Annotated in this window: 2 protein-coding genes; one reads left to right on the top strand and one right to left on the bottom strand. The window is 53.9% G+C overall.

What is annotated here, in order from left to right:
* Positions 1-57 precede the first annotated feature (57 nt).
* Positions 58-19974 carry a hypothetical protein gene (locus D5085_18300; protein ID QEP44915.1) on the top strand — a complete coding sequence of 6639 codons (19917 nt, stop codon included), beginning with the start codon at positions 58-60 and terminating at the stop codon, positions 19972-19974.
* Here D5085_18300 and D5085_18295 read toward each other — a convergent pair.
* The gene (locus D5085_18295) at positions 19937-21847 is read right to left on the bottom strand and encodes a hypothetical protein (GenBank protein QEP44914.1); all 1911 of its coding nucleotides are present in this window, start codon (positions 21845-21847) and stop codon (positions 19937-19939) included. The two genes, D5085_18300 and D5085_18295, sit on opposite strands and share 38 nt — an antisense overlap.
* Between the last annotated feature and the right edge of the window lie 157 nt (positions 21848-22004).

The raw sequence follows: 22004 nt of genomic DNA, 5'->3' as shown, positions 1-22004 counted from the left end.
TTCTCATTAAATCCTATTATTCTTGAATTAACTTAAACTAAAGCAGCAGGTGTTGTCATGAATGAGATAATTGAACTACCCGCGTGGACCGCCAATGCCACCCAAACCTATCGGGAAGAAGATCATCTGGTGATCGATGGGTCTAATGGCGAACGGTACAGAATAGAGGATTACTTTAAGGCCGATATCGCCCCCACCCTGCAAATAGTGCAGAGCGGTGGCGAAACAAGCCAATTTGTCGCGCTCGATAGTGGCGCGGGCGTATTGCTGCAAAACAGCACTCCGACAGAGCCACAACCCCCGTCCACAGAAGAGGAGCTATCCGCATCCGCTACCACTTCAGCTATGGAAGTGGCTAATAAGGCCAATGAGAGTGGCGAAAGTGAAGAGGCCGAACAAGATCCGAATCAACAACTCCTCACCGCCCTAGCCAATGGCGAAGCGCTAGAGGAGGTGATAGAGGCGCTACAGCAGCAAGGGATCATCGATGCCACTCTGGACAGCGATAGCTTAATCAACCGCATCGCCGAACAGCTCTCGCAAGGGGAGCTTCCGGGAGAGGCACTACAACAGGCGGTTGCTGAACAGCAGCTAGCGCAGCAGTTACTTGCCGAAGTGGAGAGCGAGAGCCGCGAGGGGAGCCTACTCGATGCCCTTGCAAGCGGCGAAGATGTCGAACAGCAGCTTCAACAAGCCCAAGGTGAGACCGATAGCAGCACCTTTACCGAACAGCTACAACAGGCGATTAGCTCAGGGGCCGACATCGATGCCGCCCTTGCCGAGGCAGAGGCTGCCGCCGCCGAGATGGACCAAGCCGATAGTGGGTCGGCGCAACCACTCTCAGCGAGCGACGCACTACTGATGGCCCTAGCATCGGGTGAAAATCTCCAACAGCAGCTACAGACCCAATTTCCCGACCTCAGTCCAGACCAGATAACCCAAATGGCGACCGAACTGAGCCAATCGCTCTCGGCAGAGAGCGACATCGGCATAGACGAGGCGATTAACAGCGCAGAGACAAACATAGAACAGCAGCAGCAAGCCGAAATGGCCAGTGATAGCGGCGAAGCCGACCCACAACTACAAGCCCTCGCCAGCGGAGACAGCAGCGCCCTGCCAGAAGAGAGCGCCCTGACCGATACCCTAGTTGCCGCATTAGAAGAGGGTAACAGCTTTCAACAAGCAATGGCGCAGGCCATCGCGGCCGAAACAGCAGCCACGACAGCCGAACAGAGCACCCTCACCGACGGCGACCCACTCCTAACCGCCCTAGCCAGCGGTGGCGAGAGCGCCGAAGAGGCACTCAACGAGCTAGAACAGAGTGGCGGCGCAGCCTTTCAACAAGCGCTAAGCGAAGCCCTCGCCAGCGGAGCCGAACCGGCAAGCGCCCTAAACGAAGCGGCGGCAGTCGCCGAAGCGGTGACCACCACCACCGCAGCGGTCAACCAACCGAGTGCCGAGAGCCAACTAGCCAATGCCCTAGCGAGTGGAGAGAACATAGAGACCGTACTAGGAGAGAGTCGCCCCGCATCACCAAACAACAGCACCTTTCAACAAGCCCTAACCGAAGCCCTAGCCAGTGGCAGCGACTTACAAGCGGCGGTAACCAACGCCACCACCGAAGCCGACACCATCGCCGCGGTGAGCGCCAGCGTCGAAAGTGGCGTCGCGACCCCAGAACAGCAGATGATAACCGCCCTAGCCAGCGGTGACGAAAGCGTCACCACCCTAGAAGCCTCCTCCCCCCAACTAGAGAACCTCATCGCCAGCCAGAACCCCGTCGCCCCCGTGGTCGCGACAACCAACACCCCAACAACTGAAAGCCCAGCGACAACCCCGCCCGCCGAGAGTGCCGCGGCCATAACAGAAACAGACGCGCCCCCATCGGCCCCGATTGAAACAGCAACAACCACCGCACCTCCCACAGAAGAGCCAGCAGCGACCGAAGCCGCACCAGAAGAAGCCATTGCAACAGAAGAGCCCCCAGCAGAGACCGAAGTAGCCGCAGAAGAGGCCCCAGCAGAGAGCGAAGTGGTCGCAGAAGAGGCCCCAGCAGAGAGCGAAGTGGTCGCAGAAGAGGCCCCAGCAGAGACCGAAGTGGTCGCAGAAGAGGCCCCAGCAGAGAGCGAAGTGGTTGCAGAAGAGGCCCCAGCAGAGACCGAAGTAGCTGCAGAAGAGGCCCCAGCAGAGACCGAAGTGGTCGCAGAAGAGGCCCCAGCAGAGAGCGAAGTGGTCGCAGAAGAGGCCCCAGCAGAGACCGAAGTAGCTGCAGAAGAGGCCCCAGCAGAGACCGAAGTGGTCGCAGAAGAGGCCCCAGCAGAGAGCGAAGTGGTCGCAGAAGAGGCCCCAGCAGAGAGCGAAGTAGCTGCAGAAGAGGCCCCAGCAGAGACCGAAGTGGTTGCAGAAGAGGCCCCAGCAGAGAACGAAGTAGCCGCAGAAGAGCCCGAAACTGAAACCGACCCCGAACCAGAAACAGCCGCAACCGAAGTGCCGCCAGAAGAGACAACTGCCGCCGCAGAACCCCCACCGCCAGCAGAGAGCGAGGTCGCAGCAGAGACAACACCGGAACCACCAGCCACCTCAGAGCCTACGGAAGAACCGGTAACTTCCGCTCAAAACGATACGACCACAACAGCTACCAACGATGAAACAGTGGCGGTTGCAGAGACCACAACACCAACACCCGCAACGAACAGTAGCCCCACGCCCTCAAACAGTGACTTGACAGCGAGCAACAACAATTTTGAACTACCGGTGATATCGCCTATAACGCCGACAACAACAGTAACCCCGCCAACACCGACAACCCCATTTGTGCCTACGCCAGAACCCGAGCCCGAGCCAGAACCTGAGCCTGAGCCTGAGCCGGAACCTGAGCCAGAACCTGAGCCAGAACCCGAGCCGGAACCCGAGCCGGAACCCGAGCCGGAACCTGAGCCGGAACCTGAGCCGGAACCTGAGCCGGAACCTGAGCCGGAACCTGAGCCCGAGCCGGAACCCGAGCCGGAACCCGAGCCGGAACCCGAGCCCGAGCCCGAGCCCGAGCCCGAGCCCGAGCCTGTTAATTCGTTACCAACAGGAGCGCTATTGCTCAATGGCACCGCCAGCCAAGGGGAGACCCTCACTGCTGACACCAGCGCTATCGCCGATGAAGATGGTTTAGGTGAGTTTAGCTACCAATGGTTAGCTGATGGCAGTGCCATTGACGGTGCGACAGGTTCCACCTACACCCTGACTCAAGCCGAAGTCGGCGCAGCGATTAGCGTCAGCGTCAGCTATACCGATGGCCAAGGCACTCTTGAGAGCCTCACCAGTGCCGCCACAGCCCCCGTCACCAACAGCAACGACCCAATTGAGGGCGAGGTGGTTATTACCGGCACAGCCAGCCAAGGGGAGACCCTCACCGCTGACACTAGCGCTATCGTAGATGAAGATGGTTTAGGTGAGTTCAGCTACCAGTGGTTAGCTGATGGCAGTGCTATTACCGGCGCAACAGCGTCAAATTACACATTGACTCAAAACGAAGTCGGCCAAACGATTAGCGTCACCGTCAGCTATACCGATGGCCAAGGCACCCTTGAGAGCCTCACCAGTGCCGCTACCGCCCCCGTCACCAACAGCAACGACCCAATTGAGGGCGATGTGGTTATTATCGGCACCGCCAGCCAAGGGGAGACCCTCACCGCCGACACCAGCGCTATCGCCGATGAAGATGGTTTAGGTGAGTTTAGCTACCAATGGTTAGCTGATGGCAGTGCCATTGATGGTGCGACAGATTCCACTCACACCCTGACTCAAGCCGAAGTCGGCGCAGCGATTAGCGTCAGCGTCAGCTATACCGATGGCCAAGGCACCCTTGAGAGCCTCACCAGTGCCGCCACAGCCCCCGTCACCAACAGCAACGACCCAATTGAGGGCGAGGTGGTTATTACCGGCACAGCCAGCCAAGGGGAGACCCTCACCGCCGACACCAGCGCTATCGTAGATGAAGATGGTTTAGGTGAGTTTAGCTACCAATGGTTAGCTGATGGCAGCGTTATTAGTGGCGCAAACGGCGAAAGCTACACCCTGACCCAAGCCGAAGTCGGCGCAGCGATTAGCGTCACCGTCAGCTATACCGATGGCCAAGGCACTCTTGAGAGCCTCACCAGTGCCGCCACAGCCCCCGTCACCAACAGCAACGACCCAATTGAGGGCGAAGTGGTTATTACCGGCACCGCCAGCCAAGGGGAGACCCTCACCGCCGACACCAGCGCTATCGTAGATGAAGATGGTTTAGGTGAGTTTAGCTACCAATGGTTAGCTGATGGCAGTGCCATTGACGGTGCGACAGGTTCCACTTACACCCTGACCCAAGCCGAAGTCGGCGCAGCGATTAGCGTCAGCGTCAGCTATACCGATGGCCAAGGCACTCTTGAGAGCCTCACCAGTGCCGCCACAGCCCCCGTCACCAACAGCAACGACCCAATTGAGGGCGAAGTGGTTATTACCGGCACCGCCAGCCAAGGGGAGACCCTCACCGCCGACACCAGCGCTATCGCCGATGAAGATGGTTTAGGTGAGTTTAGCTACCAATGGTTAGCTGATGGCAGTGCCATTGACGGTGCGACAGGTTCCACTTACACCCTGACTCAAGCCGAAGTCGGCGCAGCGATTAGCGTCAGCGTCAGCTATACCGATGGCCAAGGCACCCTTGAGAGCCTCACCAGTGCCGCCACAGCCCCCGTCACCAACAGCAACGACCCAATTGAGGGCGAGGTGGTTATTACCGGCACAGCCAGCCAAGGGGAGACCCTCACCGCCGACACCAGCGCTATCGTAGATGAAGATGGTTTAGGTGAGTTTAGCTACCAATGGTTAGCTGATGGCAGCGTTATTAGTGGCGCAAACGGCGAAAGCTACACCCTGACCCAAGCCGAAGTCGGCGCAGCGATTAGCGTCACCGTCAGCTATACCGATGGCCAAGGCACCCTTGAGAGCCTCACCAGTGCCGCTACCGCCCCCGTCACCAACAGCAACGACCCAATTGAGGGCGAAGTGGTTATTACCGGCACCGCCAGCCAAGGGGAGACCCTCACCGCTGACACCAGCGCTATCGTAGATGAAGATGGTTTAGGCGAGTTCAGCTACCAGTGGTTAGCTGATGGCAGTGCTATTACTGGCGCAACGGCGTCAAATTACACATTGACTCAAAACGAAGTCGGCGCAGCGATTAGCGTCACCGTCAGCTATACCGATGGCCAAGGCACTCTTGAGAGCCTCACCAGTGCCGCCACAGCCCCCGTCACCAACAGCAACGACCCAATTGAGGGCGAAGTGGTTATTACCGGCACCGCCAGCCAAGGGGAGACCCTCACCGCCGACACCAGCGCTATCGTAGATGAAGATGGTTTAGGTGAGTTTAGCTACCAATGGTTAGCTGATGGCAGCGTTATTAGTGGCGCAAACGGCGAAAGCTACACCCTGACCCAAGCCGAAGTCGGCGCAGCGATTAGCGTCAGCGTCAGCTATACCGATGGCCAAGGCACCCTTGAGAGCCTCACCAGTGCCGCCACAGCCCCCGTCACCAACAGCAACGACCCAATTGAGGGCGAGGTGGTTATTATCGGCACCGCCAGCCAAGGGGAGACCCTCACCGCCGACACCAGCGCTATCGCCGATGAAGATGGTTTAGGTGAGTTTAGCTACCAATGGTTAGCTGATGGCAGTGCCATTGACGGTGCGACAGGTTCCACCTACACCCTGACTCAAGCCGAAGTCGGCGCAGCGATTAGCGTCAGCGTCAGCTATACCGATGGCCAAGGCACTCTTGAGAGCCTCACCAGTGCCGCCACAGCCCCCGTCACCAACAGCAACGACCCAATTGAGGGCGAGGTGGTTATTACCGGCACAGCCAGTCAAGGGGAGACCCTCACTGCTGACACTAGCGCTATCGTAGATGAAGATGGTTTAGGTGAGTTTAGCTACCAATGGTTAGCTGATGGCAGTGCCATTGACGGTGCGACAGGTTCCACTTACACCTTGACCCAAGCCGAAGTCGGCGCAGCGATTAGCGTCACCGTCAGCTATACCGATGGCCAAGGCACCCTTGAGAGCCTCACCAGTGCCGCTACCGTAGCCGTCACCAATGTCAACGATCTACCGACCGGCAGCGTGGCCATCACCGGCACAGCCACCGAAGATCAAATCCTAACCGCCGATACCAGCACTCTTGCCGATGAAGATGGTTTAGGCGAGTTCAGCTATCAGTGGTTAGCTGGAGGCACTGCCATTACCGGCGCAACAGCCTCAACTTACACATTGACTCAAGCTGAAGTTGGTCAACCGATTAGTGTCACCGTCAGTTATACCGATGGCCAAGGCACGATCGAAACCCTTACCAGTGCCGCCACCACAGCCGTCACCAATGTCAACGACTTACCGATCGGCAGCGTGACCATCACCGGTACAGCCACCGAAGATCAAATCCTAACCGCCGATACCAGCACTATTGCCGACGAAGATGCTCTAGGCGAGTTCAGCTACCAATGGTTAGCCGGAGGCACCGCCATTGCCGGCGCAACAGCGTCAACTTACACATTAACCCAAGCTGAAGTCGGAGCAGCTATCAGCGTCACCGTCAGTTATACCGATGGTCAAGGCACGATCGAAACCCTTACCAGTGCCGCCACCACAGCCGTCACCAATGTCAACGACTTACCGATCGGCAGCGTGATCATCACCGGCACCGCCACCGAAGGTCAAACGCTAACCGCCGATACCAGCACTCTTGCCGATGAAGATGGTTTAGGCGAGTTCAGCTATCAGTGGTTAGCTGGAGGCACTGCCATTACCGGCGCAACAGCCTCAACTTACACATTGACTCAAGCTGAAGTTGGTCAACCGATTAGTGTCACCGTCAGTTATACCGATGGCCAAGGCACGATCGAAACCCTTACCAGTGTCGCCACCACAGCCGTCACCAATGTCAACGACTTACCGATCGGCAGCGTGACCATCACCGGTACAGCCACCGAAGATCAAATCCTAACCGCCGATACCAGCACTCTTGCCGATGAAGATGGTTTAGGCGAGTTCAGCTATCAGTGGTTAGCTGGAGGCACCGCCATTGCCGGCGCAACAGCCTCAACTTACACATTGACTCAAGCTGAAGTTGGAGCAGCGATTAGTGTCACCGTCAGCTATACCGATGGCCAAGGCACCCTTGAGAGCCTCACCAGTGCCGCTACCGCAGCCGTCACCAATGTCAACGATCTACCGACTGGCAGCGTGATCATCACCGGCACAGCCACCGAAGACCAAACTCTCACCGCCGACACCAGCACTATTGCCGATGAAGATGGTTTAGGTGAGTTCAGCTACCAATGGTTAGCCGGAGGCTCTGCCATTGCTGGCGCAACAGCCTCAACTTACACATTGACTCAAGCTGAAGTTGGAGCAGCGATTAGTGTCACCGTCAGCTATACCGATGGCCAAGGCACCCTTGAGAGCCTCACCAGTACCACTACCGCAGCCGTCACCAATGTCAACGATCTACCGACTGGCAGCGTGATCATCACCGGCACAGCCACCGAAGACCAAACTCTCACCGCCGACACCAGCACTATTGCCGATGAAGATGGTTTAGGTGAGTTCAGCTACCAATGGTTAGCCGGAGGCTCTGCCATTGCTGGCGCAACAGCCTCAACTTACACATTGACTCAAGCTGAAGTTGGAGCAGCGATTAGTGTCACCGTCAGCTATACCGATGGCCAAGGCACCCTTGAGAGCCTCACCAGTGCCACTACCGCAGCCGTCACCAATGTCAACGATCTACCGACTGGCAGCGTGATCATCACCGGCACAGCCACCGAAGACCAAACTCTCACCGCCGACACCAGCACTATTGCCGATGAAGATGGTTTAGGTGAGTTCAGCTACCAATGGTTAGCCGGAGGCTCTGCCATTGCTGGCGCAACAGCCTCAACTTACACATTGACTCAAGCTGAAGTTGGAGCAGCGATTAGCGTCACCGTCAGCTATACCGATGGCCAAGGCACCCTTGAGAGCCTCACCAGTGCCGCTACCGTAGCCGTCACCAATGTCAACGATCTACCGACCGGCAGCGTGGCCATCACCGGCACAGCCACCGAAGATCAAATCCTAACCGCCGATACCAGCACTCTTGCCGATAAAGATGGTTTAGGCGAGTTCAGCTATCAGTGGTTAGCTGGAGGCACTGCCATTACCGGCGCAACAGCCTCAACTTACACATTGACTCAAGCTGAAGTTGGTCAACCGATTAGTGTCACCGTCAGTTATACCGATGGCCAAGGCACGATCGAAACCCTTACCAGTGCCGCCACCACAGCCGTCACCAATGTCAACGACTTACCGATCGGCAGCGTGATCATCACCGGCACCGCCACCGAAGGTCAAACGCTAACCGCCGATACCAGCGCTCTTGCCGATGAAGATGGTTTAGGTGAGTTCAGCTACCAGTGGTTAGCCGGAGGCACTGCCATTACCGGCGCGACAGCCCCAACTTACACCCTGACTCAAAACGAAGTCGGTCAACCGATTAGTGTCACCGTCAGTTACATTGATGGCCAAGGAAATGTTGATAGCCTAACCTCAATCGCCACTGCAGCCGTCACCAATGTCAACGATCTACCGACTGGCAGCGTGATCATCACCGGCACAGCCACCGAAGATCAAACGCTAACCGCCGATACCAGCACTATTGCCGACGAAGATGCTCTAGGCGAGTTCAGCTACCAATGGTTAGCCGGAGGCACCGCCATTGCCGGCGCAACAGCGTCAACTTACACATTAACCCAAGCTGAAGTCGGAGCAGCTATCAGCGTCACCGTCAGTTATACCGATGGTCAAGGCACGATCGAAACCCTTACCAGTGCCGCCACCACAGCCGTCACCAATGTCAACGACTTACCGATCGGCAGCGTGATCATCACCGGCACCGCCACCGAAGGTCAAACGCTAACCGCCGATACCAGCGCTCTTGCCGATGAAGATGGTTTAGGCGAGTTCAGCTATCAGTGGTTAGCTGGAGGCACCGCCATTGCTGGCGCAACGGCGTCAACTTACACCCTAACCCAAGCTGAAGTCGGTCAACCGATTAGCGTCACCGTCAGTTACATTGATGGCCAAGGCACCGCAGAAACTCTCACTTCACTCGCCACCATAGCAGTGGCCAATGTTAATGATTTACCCACCGGCACCGTGATCATCACCGGCACAGCCACCGAAGATCAAACACTAACCGCAGACACCAGCGCTTTTGCCGATGAAGATGGTTTAGGTGAGTTCAGCTACCAATGGTTAGCCGGAGGCACCGCCATTGCCGGCGCAACAGCGTCAACTTACACATTAACCCAAGCTGAAGTCGGAGCAGCTATCAGCGTCACCGTCAGTTATACCGATGGCCAAGGCACGATCGAAACCCTTACCAGTGCCGCTACCGTAGCCGTCACCAATGTCAACGATCTACCCACCGGCACCGTGGCCATCAGCGGCACAGCCACCGAAGATCAAACGCTAACTGTTGATACCAGCGCTCTTGCCGATGAAGATGGTTTAGGCGAGTTCAGCTACCAGTGGTCAGCAGGAGGCACTGCCATTGCTGGCGCAACAGCAACAACTTACACATTGACTCAAGCTGAAGTTGGAGCAGCGATTAGCGTCACCGTCAGCTATACCGATGGCCAAGGCACCCTTGAGAGCCTCACCAGTGCCGCCACCGCCCCCGTCACCAATGTTAACGACCTACCCACCGGCACCGTGGCCATCACCGGCACCGTCACCGAAGGTCAAATGCTAACCGCCGATACCAGCGCTCTTGCCGATGAAGATGGTTTAGGTGTATTCAGCTACCAGTGGTTAGCTGGAGGCTCTGTCATTACTGGCGCAACAGCGTCAACTTACACATTGACCCAAGCTGAAGTTGGCGCAGCGATTAGCGTCACCGTCAGTTACATTGATGGCCAAGGTAGCACCGAAACTCTCACTTCGCTTGCTACCGCAGCCGTGGCGAATGTGAATGACCTACCCACCGGCACCGTGGCCATCACCGGCACAGCCACCGAAGATCAAACGCTAACTGTTGATACCAGCGCTCTTGCCGATGAAGATGGTTTAGGTGTATTCAGTTACCAGTGGTTAGCCGGAGGCACTGCCATTACTGGCGCAACAGCCTCGACTTACACATTGACTCAAGCTGAAGTTGGAGCAGCGATTAGCGTCACCGTCAGTTACATTGATGGCCAAGGTAGCACCGAAACTCTCACTTCGCTTGCTACCGCAGCCGTGGCGAATGTGAATGATCTACCCACCGGCACCGTGGCCATCACCGGCACAGCCACCGAAGATCAAACGCTAACTGTTGATACCAGCGCTCTTGCCGATGAAGATGGTTTAGGCGAGTTCAGCTACCAGTGGTTAGCCGGAGGCACTGCCATTACTGGCGCAACAGCCTCGACTTACACATTGACTCAAGCTGAAGTTGGCGCAGCGATTAGCGTCACCGTCAGTTACATTGATGGCCAAGGTAGCACCGAAACTCTCACTTCGCTTGCTACCGCAGCCGTGGCGAATGTGAATGATCTACCCACCGGCACCGTGGCCATCACCGGCACAGCCACCGAAGATCAAACGCTAACTGTTGATACCAGCGCTCTTGCCGATGAAGATGGTTTAGGTGTATTCAGTTACCAGTGGTTAGCCGGAGGCACTGCCATTACTGGCGCAACAGCCTCAACTTACACATTGACTCAAGCTGAAGTTGGCGCAGCGATTAGCGTCACCGTCAGTTACATTGATGGCCAAGGTAGCACCGAAACTCTCACTTCGCTTGCTACCGCAGCCGTGGCGAATGTGAATGATCTACCCACCGGCACCGTGGCCATCACCGGCACAGCCACCGAAGATCAAACGCTAACTGTTGATACCAGCGCTCTTGCCGATGAAGATGGTTTAGGTGTATTCAGCTACCAGTGGTTAGCCGGAGGCTCTGTCATTACTGGCGCAACAGCGTCAACTTACACACTGACCCAAAACGAAGTCGGAGCAGCGATTAGAGTCACCGTCAGTTACATTGATGGCCAAGGTAGCACCGAAACTCTCACTTCGCTTGCTACCGCAGCCGTGGCGAATGTGAATGACCTACCCACCGGCACCGTGGCCATCACCGGCACCGCCACCGAAGGTCAAACGCTAACCGCCGATGCCAGCGCTCTTGCCGATGAAGATGGTTTAGGCGAGTTCAGCTACCAGTGGTTAGCCGGAGGCACTGCCATTACTGGCGCAACAGCCTCAACTTACACATTGACTCAAGCTGAAGTTGGCGCAGCGATTAGCGTCACCGTCAGTTACATTGATGGCCAAGGTAGCACCGAAACTCTCACTTCGCTTGCTACCGCAGCCGTGGCGAATGTGAATGATCTACCCACCGGCACCGTGGCCATCACCGGCACAGCCACCGAAGGTCAAATGCTAATCGCTGATACCAGCGCTCTTGCCGATGAAGATGGTTTAGGTGTATTCAGCTACCAGTGGTTAGCTGGAGGCACTGCCATTACTGGTGCAACAGCCTCAACTTACACATTGACTCAAGCTGAAGTTGGCGCAGCGATTAGCGTCACCGTCAGTTACATTGATGGCCAAGGTAGCACCGAAACTCTCACTTCGCTTGCTACCGCAGCCGTGGCGAATGTGAATGATCTACCCACCGGCACCGTGGCCATCACCGGCACAGCCACCGAAGATCAAACGCTAACTGTTGATACCAGCGCTCTTGCCGATGAAGATGGTTTAGGCGAGTTCAGCTACCAGTGGTTAGCCGGAGGCACTGCCATTACTGGCGCAACAGCCTCGACTTACACATTGACTCAAGCTGAAGTTGGCGCAGCGATTAGCGTCACCGTCAGTTACATTGATGGCCAAGGTAGCACCGAAACTCTCACTTCGCTTGCTACCGCAGCCGTGGCGAATGTGAATGATCTACCCACCGGCACCGTGGCCATCACCGGCACAGCCACCGAAGATCAAACGCTAACTGTTGATACCAGCGCTCTTGCCGATGAAGATGGTTTAGGTGTATTCAGTTACCAGTGGTTAGCCGGAGGCACTGCCATTACTGGCGCAACAGCCTCAACTTACACATTGACTCAAGCTGAAGTTGGCGCAGCGATTAGCGTCACCGTCAGTTACATTGATGGCCAAGGTAGCACCGAAACTCTCACTTCGCTTGCTACCGCAGCCGTGGCGAATGTGAATGATCTACCCACCGGCACCGTGGCCATCACCGGCACAACCACCGAAGGTCAAATGCTAATCGCTGATACCAGCGCTCTTGCCGATGAAGATGGTTTAGGTGTATTCAGCTACCAGTGGTTAGCTGGAGGCACTGCCATTACTGGTGCAACAGCCTCAACTTACACATTGACTCAAGCTGAAGTTGGCGCAGCGATTAGCGTCACCGTCAGTTACATTGATGGCCAAGGTAGCACCGAAACTCTCACTTCGCTTGCTACCGCAGCCGTGGCGAATGTGAATGATCTACCCACCGGCACCGTGGCCATTACCGGCACAGCCACCGAAGATCAAACGCTAACCGCCGATACCAGCGCTCTTGCCGATGAAGATGGTTTAGGTGTATTCAGCTACCAGTGGTTAGCTGGAGGCTCTGTCATTACTGGCGCAACAGCGTCAACTTATACATTGACTCAAGCTGAAGTTGGAGCAGCGATTAGCGTCACCGTCAGTTACATTGATGGCCAAGGTAGTCTTGAGAGCCTAACCTCAAGCGCAACCACCGCCGTCACCAATGTTAACGATCTACCGACGGGAGCTATCACTCTTAGTAATAGCGCTCCTAGCGAAGATGAGACGCTAACTTTTACCGACACACTTACTGACGAGGATGGTTTAACGGCCAGAACCTATCACTGGGAGATGAGTAGTAATGGGGGAGGTTCTTGGAGTGTGTTGGCAACGGGTAACAGCTATACTCTCACTCAAGCTGAAGTGGGTAACTTGATTCGGGTCACGGCAACTTATATCGATAGCTACGGTACAGCAGAAGCGGTGAGCTCTGCTGCCACCGCAGCCGTGGCGAATGTGAATGACGCCCCACTCAGCTCCGGCACTGGCAATACGCTGCAACTCGATGGTGTCGATGACTATGCCATTAGCGGCTCCTCCCCCTATGCCCAAATCGATAGTGGCTCAGCCTACACGGTCGCCGCATGGGTCAATCCTGCACTAATTAGTGGCACCTACACTATCCTCTCCTTTGGAGGGAGTGTGACCAATACTGATAGCTCAACCGACTATTTAGGATTCCGACTCAATAGTAGTGGTGCCTTAGAGGTGGGGATTGATGCCCAAGCGTTGGGCTGGACGAGTGTCTCATCCACCGCCTCTGTGGCGGCAAATAGCTGGAGCCATGTCGCCTATACCATGCAAGGGAGTAGTGTTAACTTCTATATTAACGGCGTTCATGCCGGCAGTGGCACCCTAGGGGGGCGTATTGTCGATGATTTAGATAGCGTGGTATTGGGCGGCAAAAAACTGATAGGTAGTAGCCAAGATGAGTTTTTTAACGGTCAAATGGATGAGGTGTCGATATGGAGCCAGCTACTGACGGAGAGCGACATGAGTGCCCTAATGTCACAATCTTTAACCGGCAATGAAACGAATCTAGCTGCCCACTGGGGCTTTACCGAGGGGAGCGGCACTAGCGCTGCTGATTCGACGCCTGCTGGCCGGACACAGACTCTTATGAATGGCGCAACTTGGTCAATGAATGGTATCACCACGGTAAGTGGTACCACGACGGAAGATAACGCCTCAACGGGGGTGCAGGTTAGCGCTCTTGTCACCCAGTTTGGCTTGAGCGACCCTGATGGGGACAGTGTCGGGTTAGCTGCGAGCTACACCCAAGACAGTGCGGGAGTGGGTGAATGGCAATACTCTACCGACTCAACCAATGGGAGTGATGGGAGTTGGCTAGCGCTAGCTAGTTTGGTCAATGACAGCGATCTCTATCTGCTCAATAGCAGTGACTGGCTCCGCTTTATGCCCGGAGCGAATAACGCTAGCGGTAGCAGTATGACCCTCTATGGTTGGGATGGCAGTGCCGGCACAGCGCATACCGTTGCGACGATAGCGACGCCGACGGGAGGGAGTAGCGCCTACTCATCGGGTAGCTATCACTATGCAATGGGCGTAACAGCGCTCAATGATGCCCCGACTTGGAGCGGTGCGCCGAGCGTAATAGAGATGAATGAAGATGCGACCCCTGCTGGTAGCAGCGTGGCTACTCTATTTAGTAGTCTAATGAGCGATATTGAGGGCGACACCCTAGCCGGTATTGCCATTAGCGCCGATGCCGCTAATGACGCTACCGAAGGGCTCTGGCAATACAGTACCGATAGTGGCGCTAACTGGTATGGGGTGAGTAGCAGCGCGGTGAGTGGTAGTAGTGCGTTGTTGCTTGATGGCAGTACCCTGCTGCGCTTTTTACCGAATGCCAATTACAACGGCTCACCAGGGGGGTTAACGGTTCATGCGGTGGATAGTTCGGCGGCAGTGACCTTCACCAGTGGGGCGACTCGACAGCTCTTTAATATCACCACTGATGATGCGACATCCCAAGTTTCAGCGGCGGGGGTTACGCTAGCTTCGACGGTGTTGGCTGTGAATGATGCACCGGCGCTGACGGGGCTAGGGGGGACAGTGGCTAATAGCTTTGACACAGAGGCTGAGTTCACCGACAACTTCAATAATAATGGCGCGACCACCGGCAATATGGCTTGGAGTAGTACCGCAGGCGTGAGTGGCACGGGGGGGATTTCGATTCCTGGCAGTACTTCTGAAGTCTGGACTTCAAATACAGGGGTAACCTTGGTGAGTGGGACGACCTATACCCTCTCAATGGATACCTATATCTCTGGAAACTCTGGCTATGGTGGAATGGGTTTTGCCGTCAATAGTGCTAATTCAGCCTCATCTTTTGGTCGGCCAGATGGTTTTAATTTAGGCATGGGGTTTCATGGTGGGGGGGGGTATTATCATAACGATACGGTGTCAACCTCGCTCAGTTGGACTACGGGGGGGGGGGATGCGCTAATACTAGGCAATTGGTATAAACTCATTTATCAAATTACCCCAATTGAATCAAATAACTACAATGTCTCCTTTGAAATACGGAATAGTGACAGTAGCGGCGCGGTGACCACTTTGGCGGCAGATGTCGTAACAAATACATTAACTAATCTCAATATTAATGAAGGTGATACGCTCTATCCATGGTTCTCTAATAGTGGTAGTCGTTTAGGGGTAGTGGATAATTTGACCTACTCTTGGCCCGGTAACAACGGCTACAGTTTTGCTACGACAGATGAAGATACCCCCTCCTCGATTGTTACCGTCGCCACGATATTAACCGATATGGGCTATAGCGATCCCGATGTTGGTGCGTCAGGGATGGCGATCACTGCGACAACAGGTAACGGTAGTTGGGAATACAGCATTGATGGTACGAACTGGAGCGCGGTCGGTGCTGTGACCGCCTCCTCGGCACGGCTGCTCGACTCGGCTGCCCAACTGCGTTATCAGCCCGATGGAGTGAGTGGCGAGACGGCAGCCTTTACCTTCAGAGGCTGGGATCAAACCAGTGGTGTGGCGGGAGGAACCGCTGATGTAACTACTAATGGAGGGACTACCGCTTTTTCAGCGCAAGAGGCGAGTGCTGCAATTGTGGTGAGTGATGTCAACGACGCCCCAACGATAACTTCAGTGCCGATAGTCGGTTGGAACGGCACCGATGCGGTGGTAGTGAGTGAAGATAGTGCCTATAGCTACACCTTGGCTGCGACTGATATTGATACGGGTGATACGCTCAGCTACAGCGCCCCGACCCTGCCGGCATGGTTAAGTTTTGATGCCGGTACCGGCGCTTTAACCGGCACGCCGACCAATAACGAAGTGGGCGATCATGCCGTGACGCTACAGGTGAGCGATGGTATTACTACTCCGGTTCAGCAGTCGTTTAATATAACGGTAACCAATGTCAATGATGTCCCAACGCTAACAGCTAGTGTTCCTACCAATTACTTAGTAGAAGCTGGTGAATCAATTCTCCTTACTAACCCGGGTGGGGAGACAGGAGATTTAAGCGGTTGGATAGCTGTTACAGGCGGTGACCCTTGGATAAGCCGCTGGGGAAACTCTAATACCGGAGCCTATAGCTTTAACTCCTCTTATCAACTTGGAACATTAAGTCAAGAGATAGACCTGCTTGCTGCTGGGTACTCGAGCGGATTTTTGGATAGTCAATCGAGTATTGACATCGGTACCTGGGTGAAGGACTATCATAATAGTGGCGACACTTACCGCGTTATAATTGAATTAAAAAATAGTTCCCGTGCTGTGCTCGATAGTTATGATTCTACCTTACTCACTACTACAAGTAGCTGGCTAAATATTGACCGACAATTTGCTAATTATGGGGCAGATCTCCGTTATATCTATATCGAATTACAGGGTGATGATGCTGAGGGATGGGGGGGTAACTACGGTACTGCTTTTGACGATAACTATGCCAATTTTCAGGCGGTTAACAGCTCATCTGTGCTACTCACCAAAAGTGATGAAGATGTAGGAGATAGCGTTAGTTACGATACCACATGGTTAACGGGTAATGGTTGGAGCAGCGCTGATGGCGGGCTAACTTATGTCAAACCGGGTATTTATGGTACCGCAACTTTAACGCTTGCAACCGATACGGTTAGTTATCTTCTGGATGATAGTGATCCAGATACACAAGCGTTAACGAACGGGCAAGAGGTGACCGATAGTTTTACTATTCAGGTAACTGATGGTAGTTTGACTGCTTCTGCTAATGCTGTTTTTACTGTGGTAGGAACGAATGATCTTCCGGCGATTACACTGGATACCATAACCGATGATGCGGGTACAATAACAGGTGCCTTAACATCCGGAGATACGAGTGATGATACAACATTGCAACTTGCCGGAACAGTGGATGCCGGTTCCACGGTATCTATTTACGATAATTATACATTTTTAGGCAATGCGGTTGTTACAGGAACAACTTGGAGTTATACCACTTCAGGTTTAAGCGATGGTACTACCTATAATTTTAGAGCCCAAGCAACAAATGCAGAAGGGTATATCGCTCCAATGACGGAGGCTTTTGTGGTAACTGTTGATAACTCGGCAGTTACGCCAACACTGGCTCTGGCCAATGATCTGGGTAGCAGTAGTAGTGATGGGATTAGTCGTGATGGTACCGTCAATGTTTCCGGAATTGAAGCCGGAGCGACCTGGGAATACAGCACTGATAGTGGTTCAACTTGGTCTGGTGGTTCTGGTTCTGCCTTTGTGTTAAGTGAAGGTAGTTATGGTATCGGAGTGATACAGGTAAGACAGACTGATAGCTCTGGAAATATCTCTACTGCTGGCAGTAATACTACAGCATGGGTGATTGATACTACTTCACCTGCGGTGGTAGATATAAGTTATCAACTTGATACTACTTTTGGTTCTAATGGTGTAGTCGAAATAGATACAACGACAAAAACAGGAGAGGGAGTTCAAGCATCTATATTTTCACTCTCCGGAGGTGGATATATTATATCAGGTGGAAATTCATTTTATGATGGTTCCTGGGATGTCAGTATGTCAGCTATAAAACTCGATCAGTCAGGAAATCTTGATACATCATTTGGTGGTGGCACCGGAAAAATAGTTGTTGACTTTGGTACAAACTACGTGAGAGGTGATGCGGCTATTGATAGTGCTAATAATATCTATTTACCTTCGAATCAGAATGGGGGAGGGGCTGATCTTTATGATGCATCAATAGCTAAAATAACATCTTCAGGTGTTTTGGATCTGACTTTTGACACAGATGGAGTGGTTTTGAATAAATTTGGTACAGCGTATGACAACGAGAGTGCTCAAGCCGTTGGAATACAATCCGATGGTAAAATAATTATGATTGCTTATGCTGATGATGTTGATACGAATGGTGGTACGCGAAATGAGAATATGGCTATTGCTAGGTATAATACAAATGGAACACTAGATACGACATTTGGAACTTCAGGTGTGACTGTGATTGATGTCGGAAGTGAGCTTTATGGTCCTGGCGTTGGTTATGTCGATTTTAGTTCTGATGTTTCTATTCAAAGTGATGATAAGATTATAGTTATTGGCCGGACTTATACAGGACTTGGTTTAACTGGTAGTCAAGAGAGCTATATTGTTAGATTAAATGCTGATGGCTCAATTGATACTACCTTTGGAGGAGGGGATGGTATTGTTAATATCGATATGGATGGTGGTGGGACGGATGATAATCAGGATTCAGTTATAGACAGTAGTGGCAATATTTATCTTTTGTCGTCTACTGGTTCATCTTATATGGGGGTGGCAAAATTCGATAGTAGTGGTGTGCTTGATACTAGTTTTGGCACAAATGGCATTGCTTCTGTCTATATGAATAACTCTGTTTTGAATAGGGGAGGGGGTATCGCAATTGATAGTAGTGGTAAAATAGTATTTACAGGAAATACTTCGGGGGTTGATGTTGTTCGCTTGAATAGCGATGGTAGTATTGATACTACATTTTCTAGCGACGGAACAGGAAAAATTGATGTCGCTGAAGTTGGAACAGAAAAGACCGGAATTATTATTGATAATAATGGTGATGTTGTATTGGTTGGTAATAATAATGGTGATTATTTGGTAGCTCGATTCACATCTCCAATCGATGTTTCAGGTGGAAATGTTTTAGTCTCTGCAACTGAGACTGGAGCAACTATAGAATACAGCTCTGATAATGCTAATTGGAGTTCCTCTTACACAGCTAGTGTCGGGGATAACACTTTTTATATTCGTCAGGTTGACGAAGCAGGTAACCCTGGTGCGGCCGTTGTGTATGAGTTTTATTATGATGGTGCGGCTCCTGTTGTTATTGATCTCAACAACAACGGATTTAACTACATTGGCCTGAGTGAGTCAGAGAGTAGTTTTGACTATAACGGCGATAGTATCAAAGAGATCACAGCTTGGGTCGGCACAGAAGATGGCCTGCTGGTATTAGATATCGGTGCTGACAGAACCATCACCGATCGCTCAGAGTTCGTCTTCACCGACCACGCCCCTGATACCAAAACCGACATGGAGGCACTGCAACTCGCCTTTGATACTAATCAAGATAGCTGGCTCGATAGTCAGGATAGCCAGTGGGGTGAGTTTGCCATTTGGCAAGATAGTAACAGCAACGGTGTGAGTGAAACCGGGGAGGTGAAATCGCTGGCCGAATGGGGGATAGCGCGTATTGGCTTGGTGAGCGATGGCGAGTTAGCGCATCCTGTCGAGGGGGTGACTGTCCATGGTCAGAGCGTCGTGCAGCTAGCCGATGGCTCGACCACTACCGCCGCCGATGCCGCTTTTGCCTACCGCACCTGCCCACTATCGGCGACCGAAGCGGACGAATTTGTGACGCAAATGCGTCAGGCACAGCAGCAAACGCTGCAACAGGCCGAGCAAAATAGGGCGTTTGAACTCTCAGATAGCGACTTTGAACAGCAGTTTTTGGAGGCGATGGCGAAGATTCAGGCCGAGCGGCCCGCACCGGAGCCGATCGTTGGCGAGCAGGAGCTGTTTGAGCTCGCACTGGGGGAGCGGCTGCTCTCCGATGGGACGATAACAACCGATGAGGCGCTCTGTCAGCTAATGTTAGAGAGGCTCTCTAGTGGCGGCATTGCGAGTGACGGCTACAACGGGGCACTCTCTGACTTCGCTAGCGCCGATTCGTTACTACTTACACCGCCGGTCGAGAGTGAGGGGGGGGTCGATTCGGGGTGGGGGGGGGCTCCTGAGGCGATCTCCTCGCCCCAAACCGCTACTCTCCATTCATCTCCGCTAACACCGAACGGTTAGAGCGCACCAGAGGCTGGTTGCGCTGTAGCTCAGCGGGTAGGTCGAGAATCGCGCTCTCGGCGCGAGCGAAGCTATCGTAGAGCCCCCCTAGTAGGATATACCAACCACTCGCACCGCTCTCTTTGGCGGGGCGGTGGTAGATTGCCAACGGCTTGATACGGCTAATGGTCTGCGCTTGTTGCGCCACTTTTTGGCGATCTTGACCGGCAAGGAGTTGAATCATGAAGCCGCTGCTAGGCTGCTGCTGTAGCCATAACTCATCGTACAGCGCTTGTGGCGGCAGTGCCCGTACCAGCTTGCGATCAAGTCCTAACAGGGCATCGGTTAGCCTCTGGTTGCGCTCTTGCAGCGTGTAATCACTCAGCCGTAGCGCCTCAATGTTAGCGATTATCTGAGCTAGCTGCTGTTTGATATGGGGATCGGCGGTCGGCTCCTGTTGCTCGGTTAACTGCTGGCGTAGGCGGATGATAGCGTTAAAGTTCTCTCGCGATAGCTCCCCCGAGCGCTGTAGTGCGGTTAAGAGCGCCATCTGCTGCTGATACTGCTCATCTACCTGCTGTAGTGCCCGCTGCTGCTGCTGGTGGGTGATAACGAGCCCGATCACAATCGCCACTACGATAAGGAGTGTGCTTAGCACGGCGCTCTTTTGCCAGTGGCGAGTCTTTCTCTCAAAGCTGTGTTGCTCTAGGCTGGAGTGCTGCTGTCGCTGTTCTAATTTTTCGAGACTGTTCTGTTGGTAGTGGAGACGGATATCGGCACGGTTATCGGAGCTAGTCAACGCTTTTTGCAGCCGTAGCTGCTGCTGGTCGAGGCGCTCTAGGGAGTGGTGCTGCTGTTGCTGCTGCTCGGTGAGCTCGCCTAGATAGCCCTCTAACTCGGTAACACTCTGATTTAGATGGGTAAAACTTTGATCGATACGGGCTAGGGTAACCGCCTCTTGCTGTTCATGCGCTAGTAGCGCTTCATGCTGGTGCTGTAGCTGCTGCTGCTGCTGTTCGAGACGGCGATTGATGGCGTCAAGCTGCTGTCGTTGACTCTGTTGGTTCAGTTGTAGCTGTTGGCTCTCATCTAATAGCTGCTGAATTTGGTCTGCTAGCCCATCACTCTGTAGCTGCTGCTGCTGTTTGAGGGTGGTGAGCCGGTTTTCATGCAGCGTTAACTGCTGCTGCTGCTGTTGCTGCTGCTGCTGTAGTGGCGAGATGAGCTGTTGCAGCGACTCTAGTTGCTGCTGCTGTAGCTGCGCTAGCGAGTTATCGTTCTGCTGCTGCTGCTCTGTTAGCTGCTGTAGCTGCTGCTGTAGCGTCTGGAGCTGCTGCTGTTGTGCCGTGCGTTGCTGTTCGCCGCTCTCTAGCCGCTTTTGGTGGTGGTCGAGCTGCTGCTGCTGGCTCTCTAGCTGTTGCAGATGATCTTGTATCTGCTGTAGCTGCTGCTGACACGCCGCTAGCGCCTGCTGCTGCTGCTGTAGCTTCTGTTCGGTGGCCTGCTGCTGCTGTTCACTATCTTGCTGTCGTGCTTTAAGGGCGCTCTGAGTCTGCTGCTGTTGCTGCTGTAGCGCTGCTTCAAACTGCTGTAGCTGCTGCTGTAGCGGCGCTAGCTGTTGGGGGGAGAGCTCTGAGAGGGCGGTAATTTGGGCCGCTAGCTGCTCGACTCTCTTAATATAGGGGGTAAAGTCGCGCTCTGTTATCTGGTTCTCTAGCTGTTGCTGTAGGGTCGAGAGCACCTTATCGTGGCGGCTTAGTCCCTCTTGTAGAGCGGTGATGGCCGGTGCTGTGTCGGGCAGTGGGGTCGATTCGATCTCGGTAGGCAGAGCACTCTCACTCTCACCCTCGGTCGAGGGAACGGACGATAGTCTGTTATTGTCAGTTTGGCTCATGATTGTAGTCAGCTATATGGCGATAAGATTGGGTTAACGGGTAGCGGTTACCCCTTTAATCGACAGCTGTGGGTGCTTTCTGAAGTTATTTTTAGTGAATCTGGGACGAGCGCACAGAGGAGTGGCGCGAAGGGGCTAGGGAGCTAAGTTGAGGGTG

Source organism: Ectothiorhodospiraceae bacterium BW-2, from assembly GCA_008375315.1.
GTDB lineage: Bacteria > Pseudomonadota > Gammaproteobacteria > Thiohalomonadales > Thiohalomonadaceae > BW-2.
Note: the sequence above shows the minus strand (reverse complement) of the source record. Positions and strands in the feature narration are given on the sequence as shown.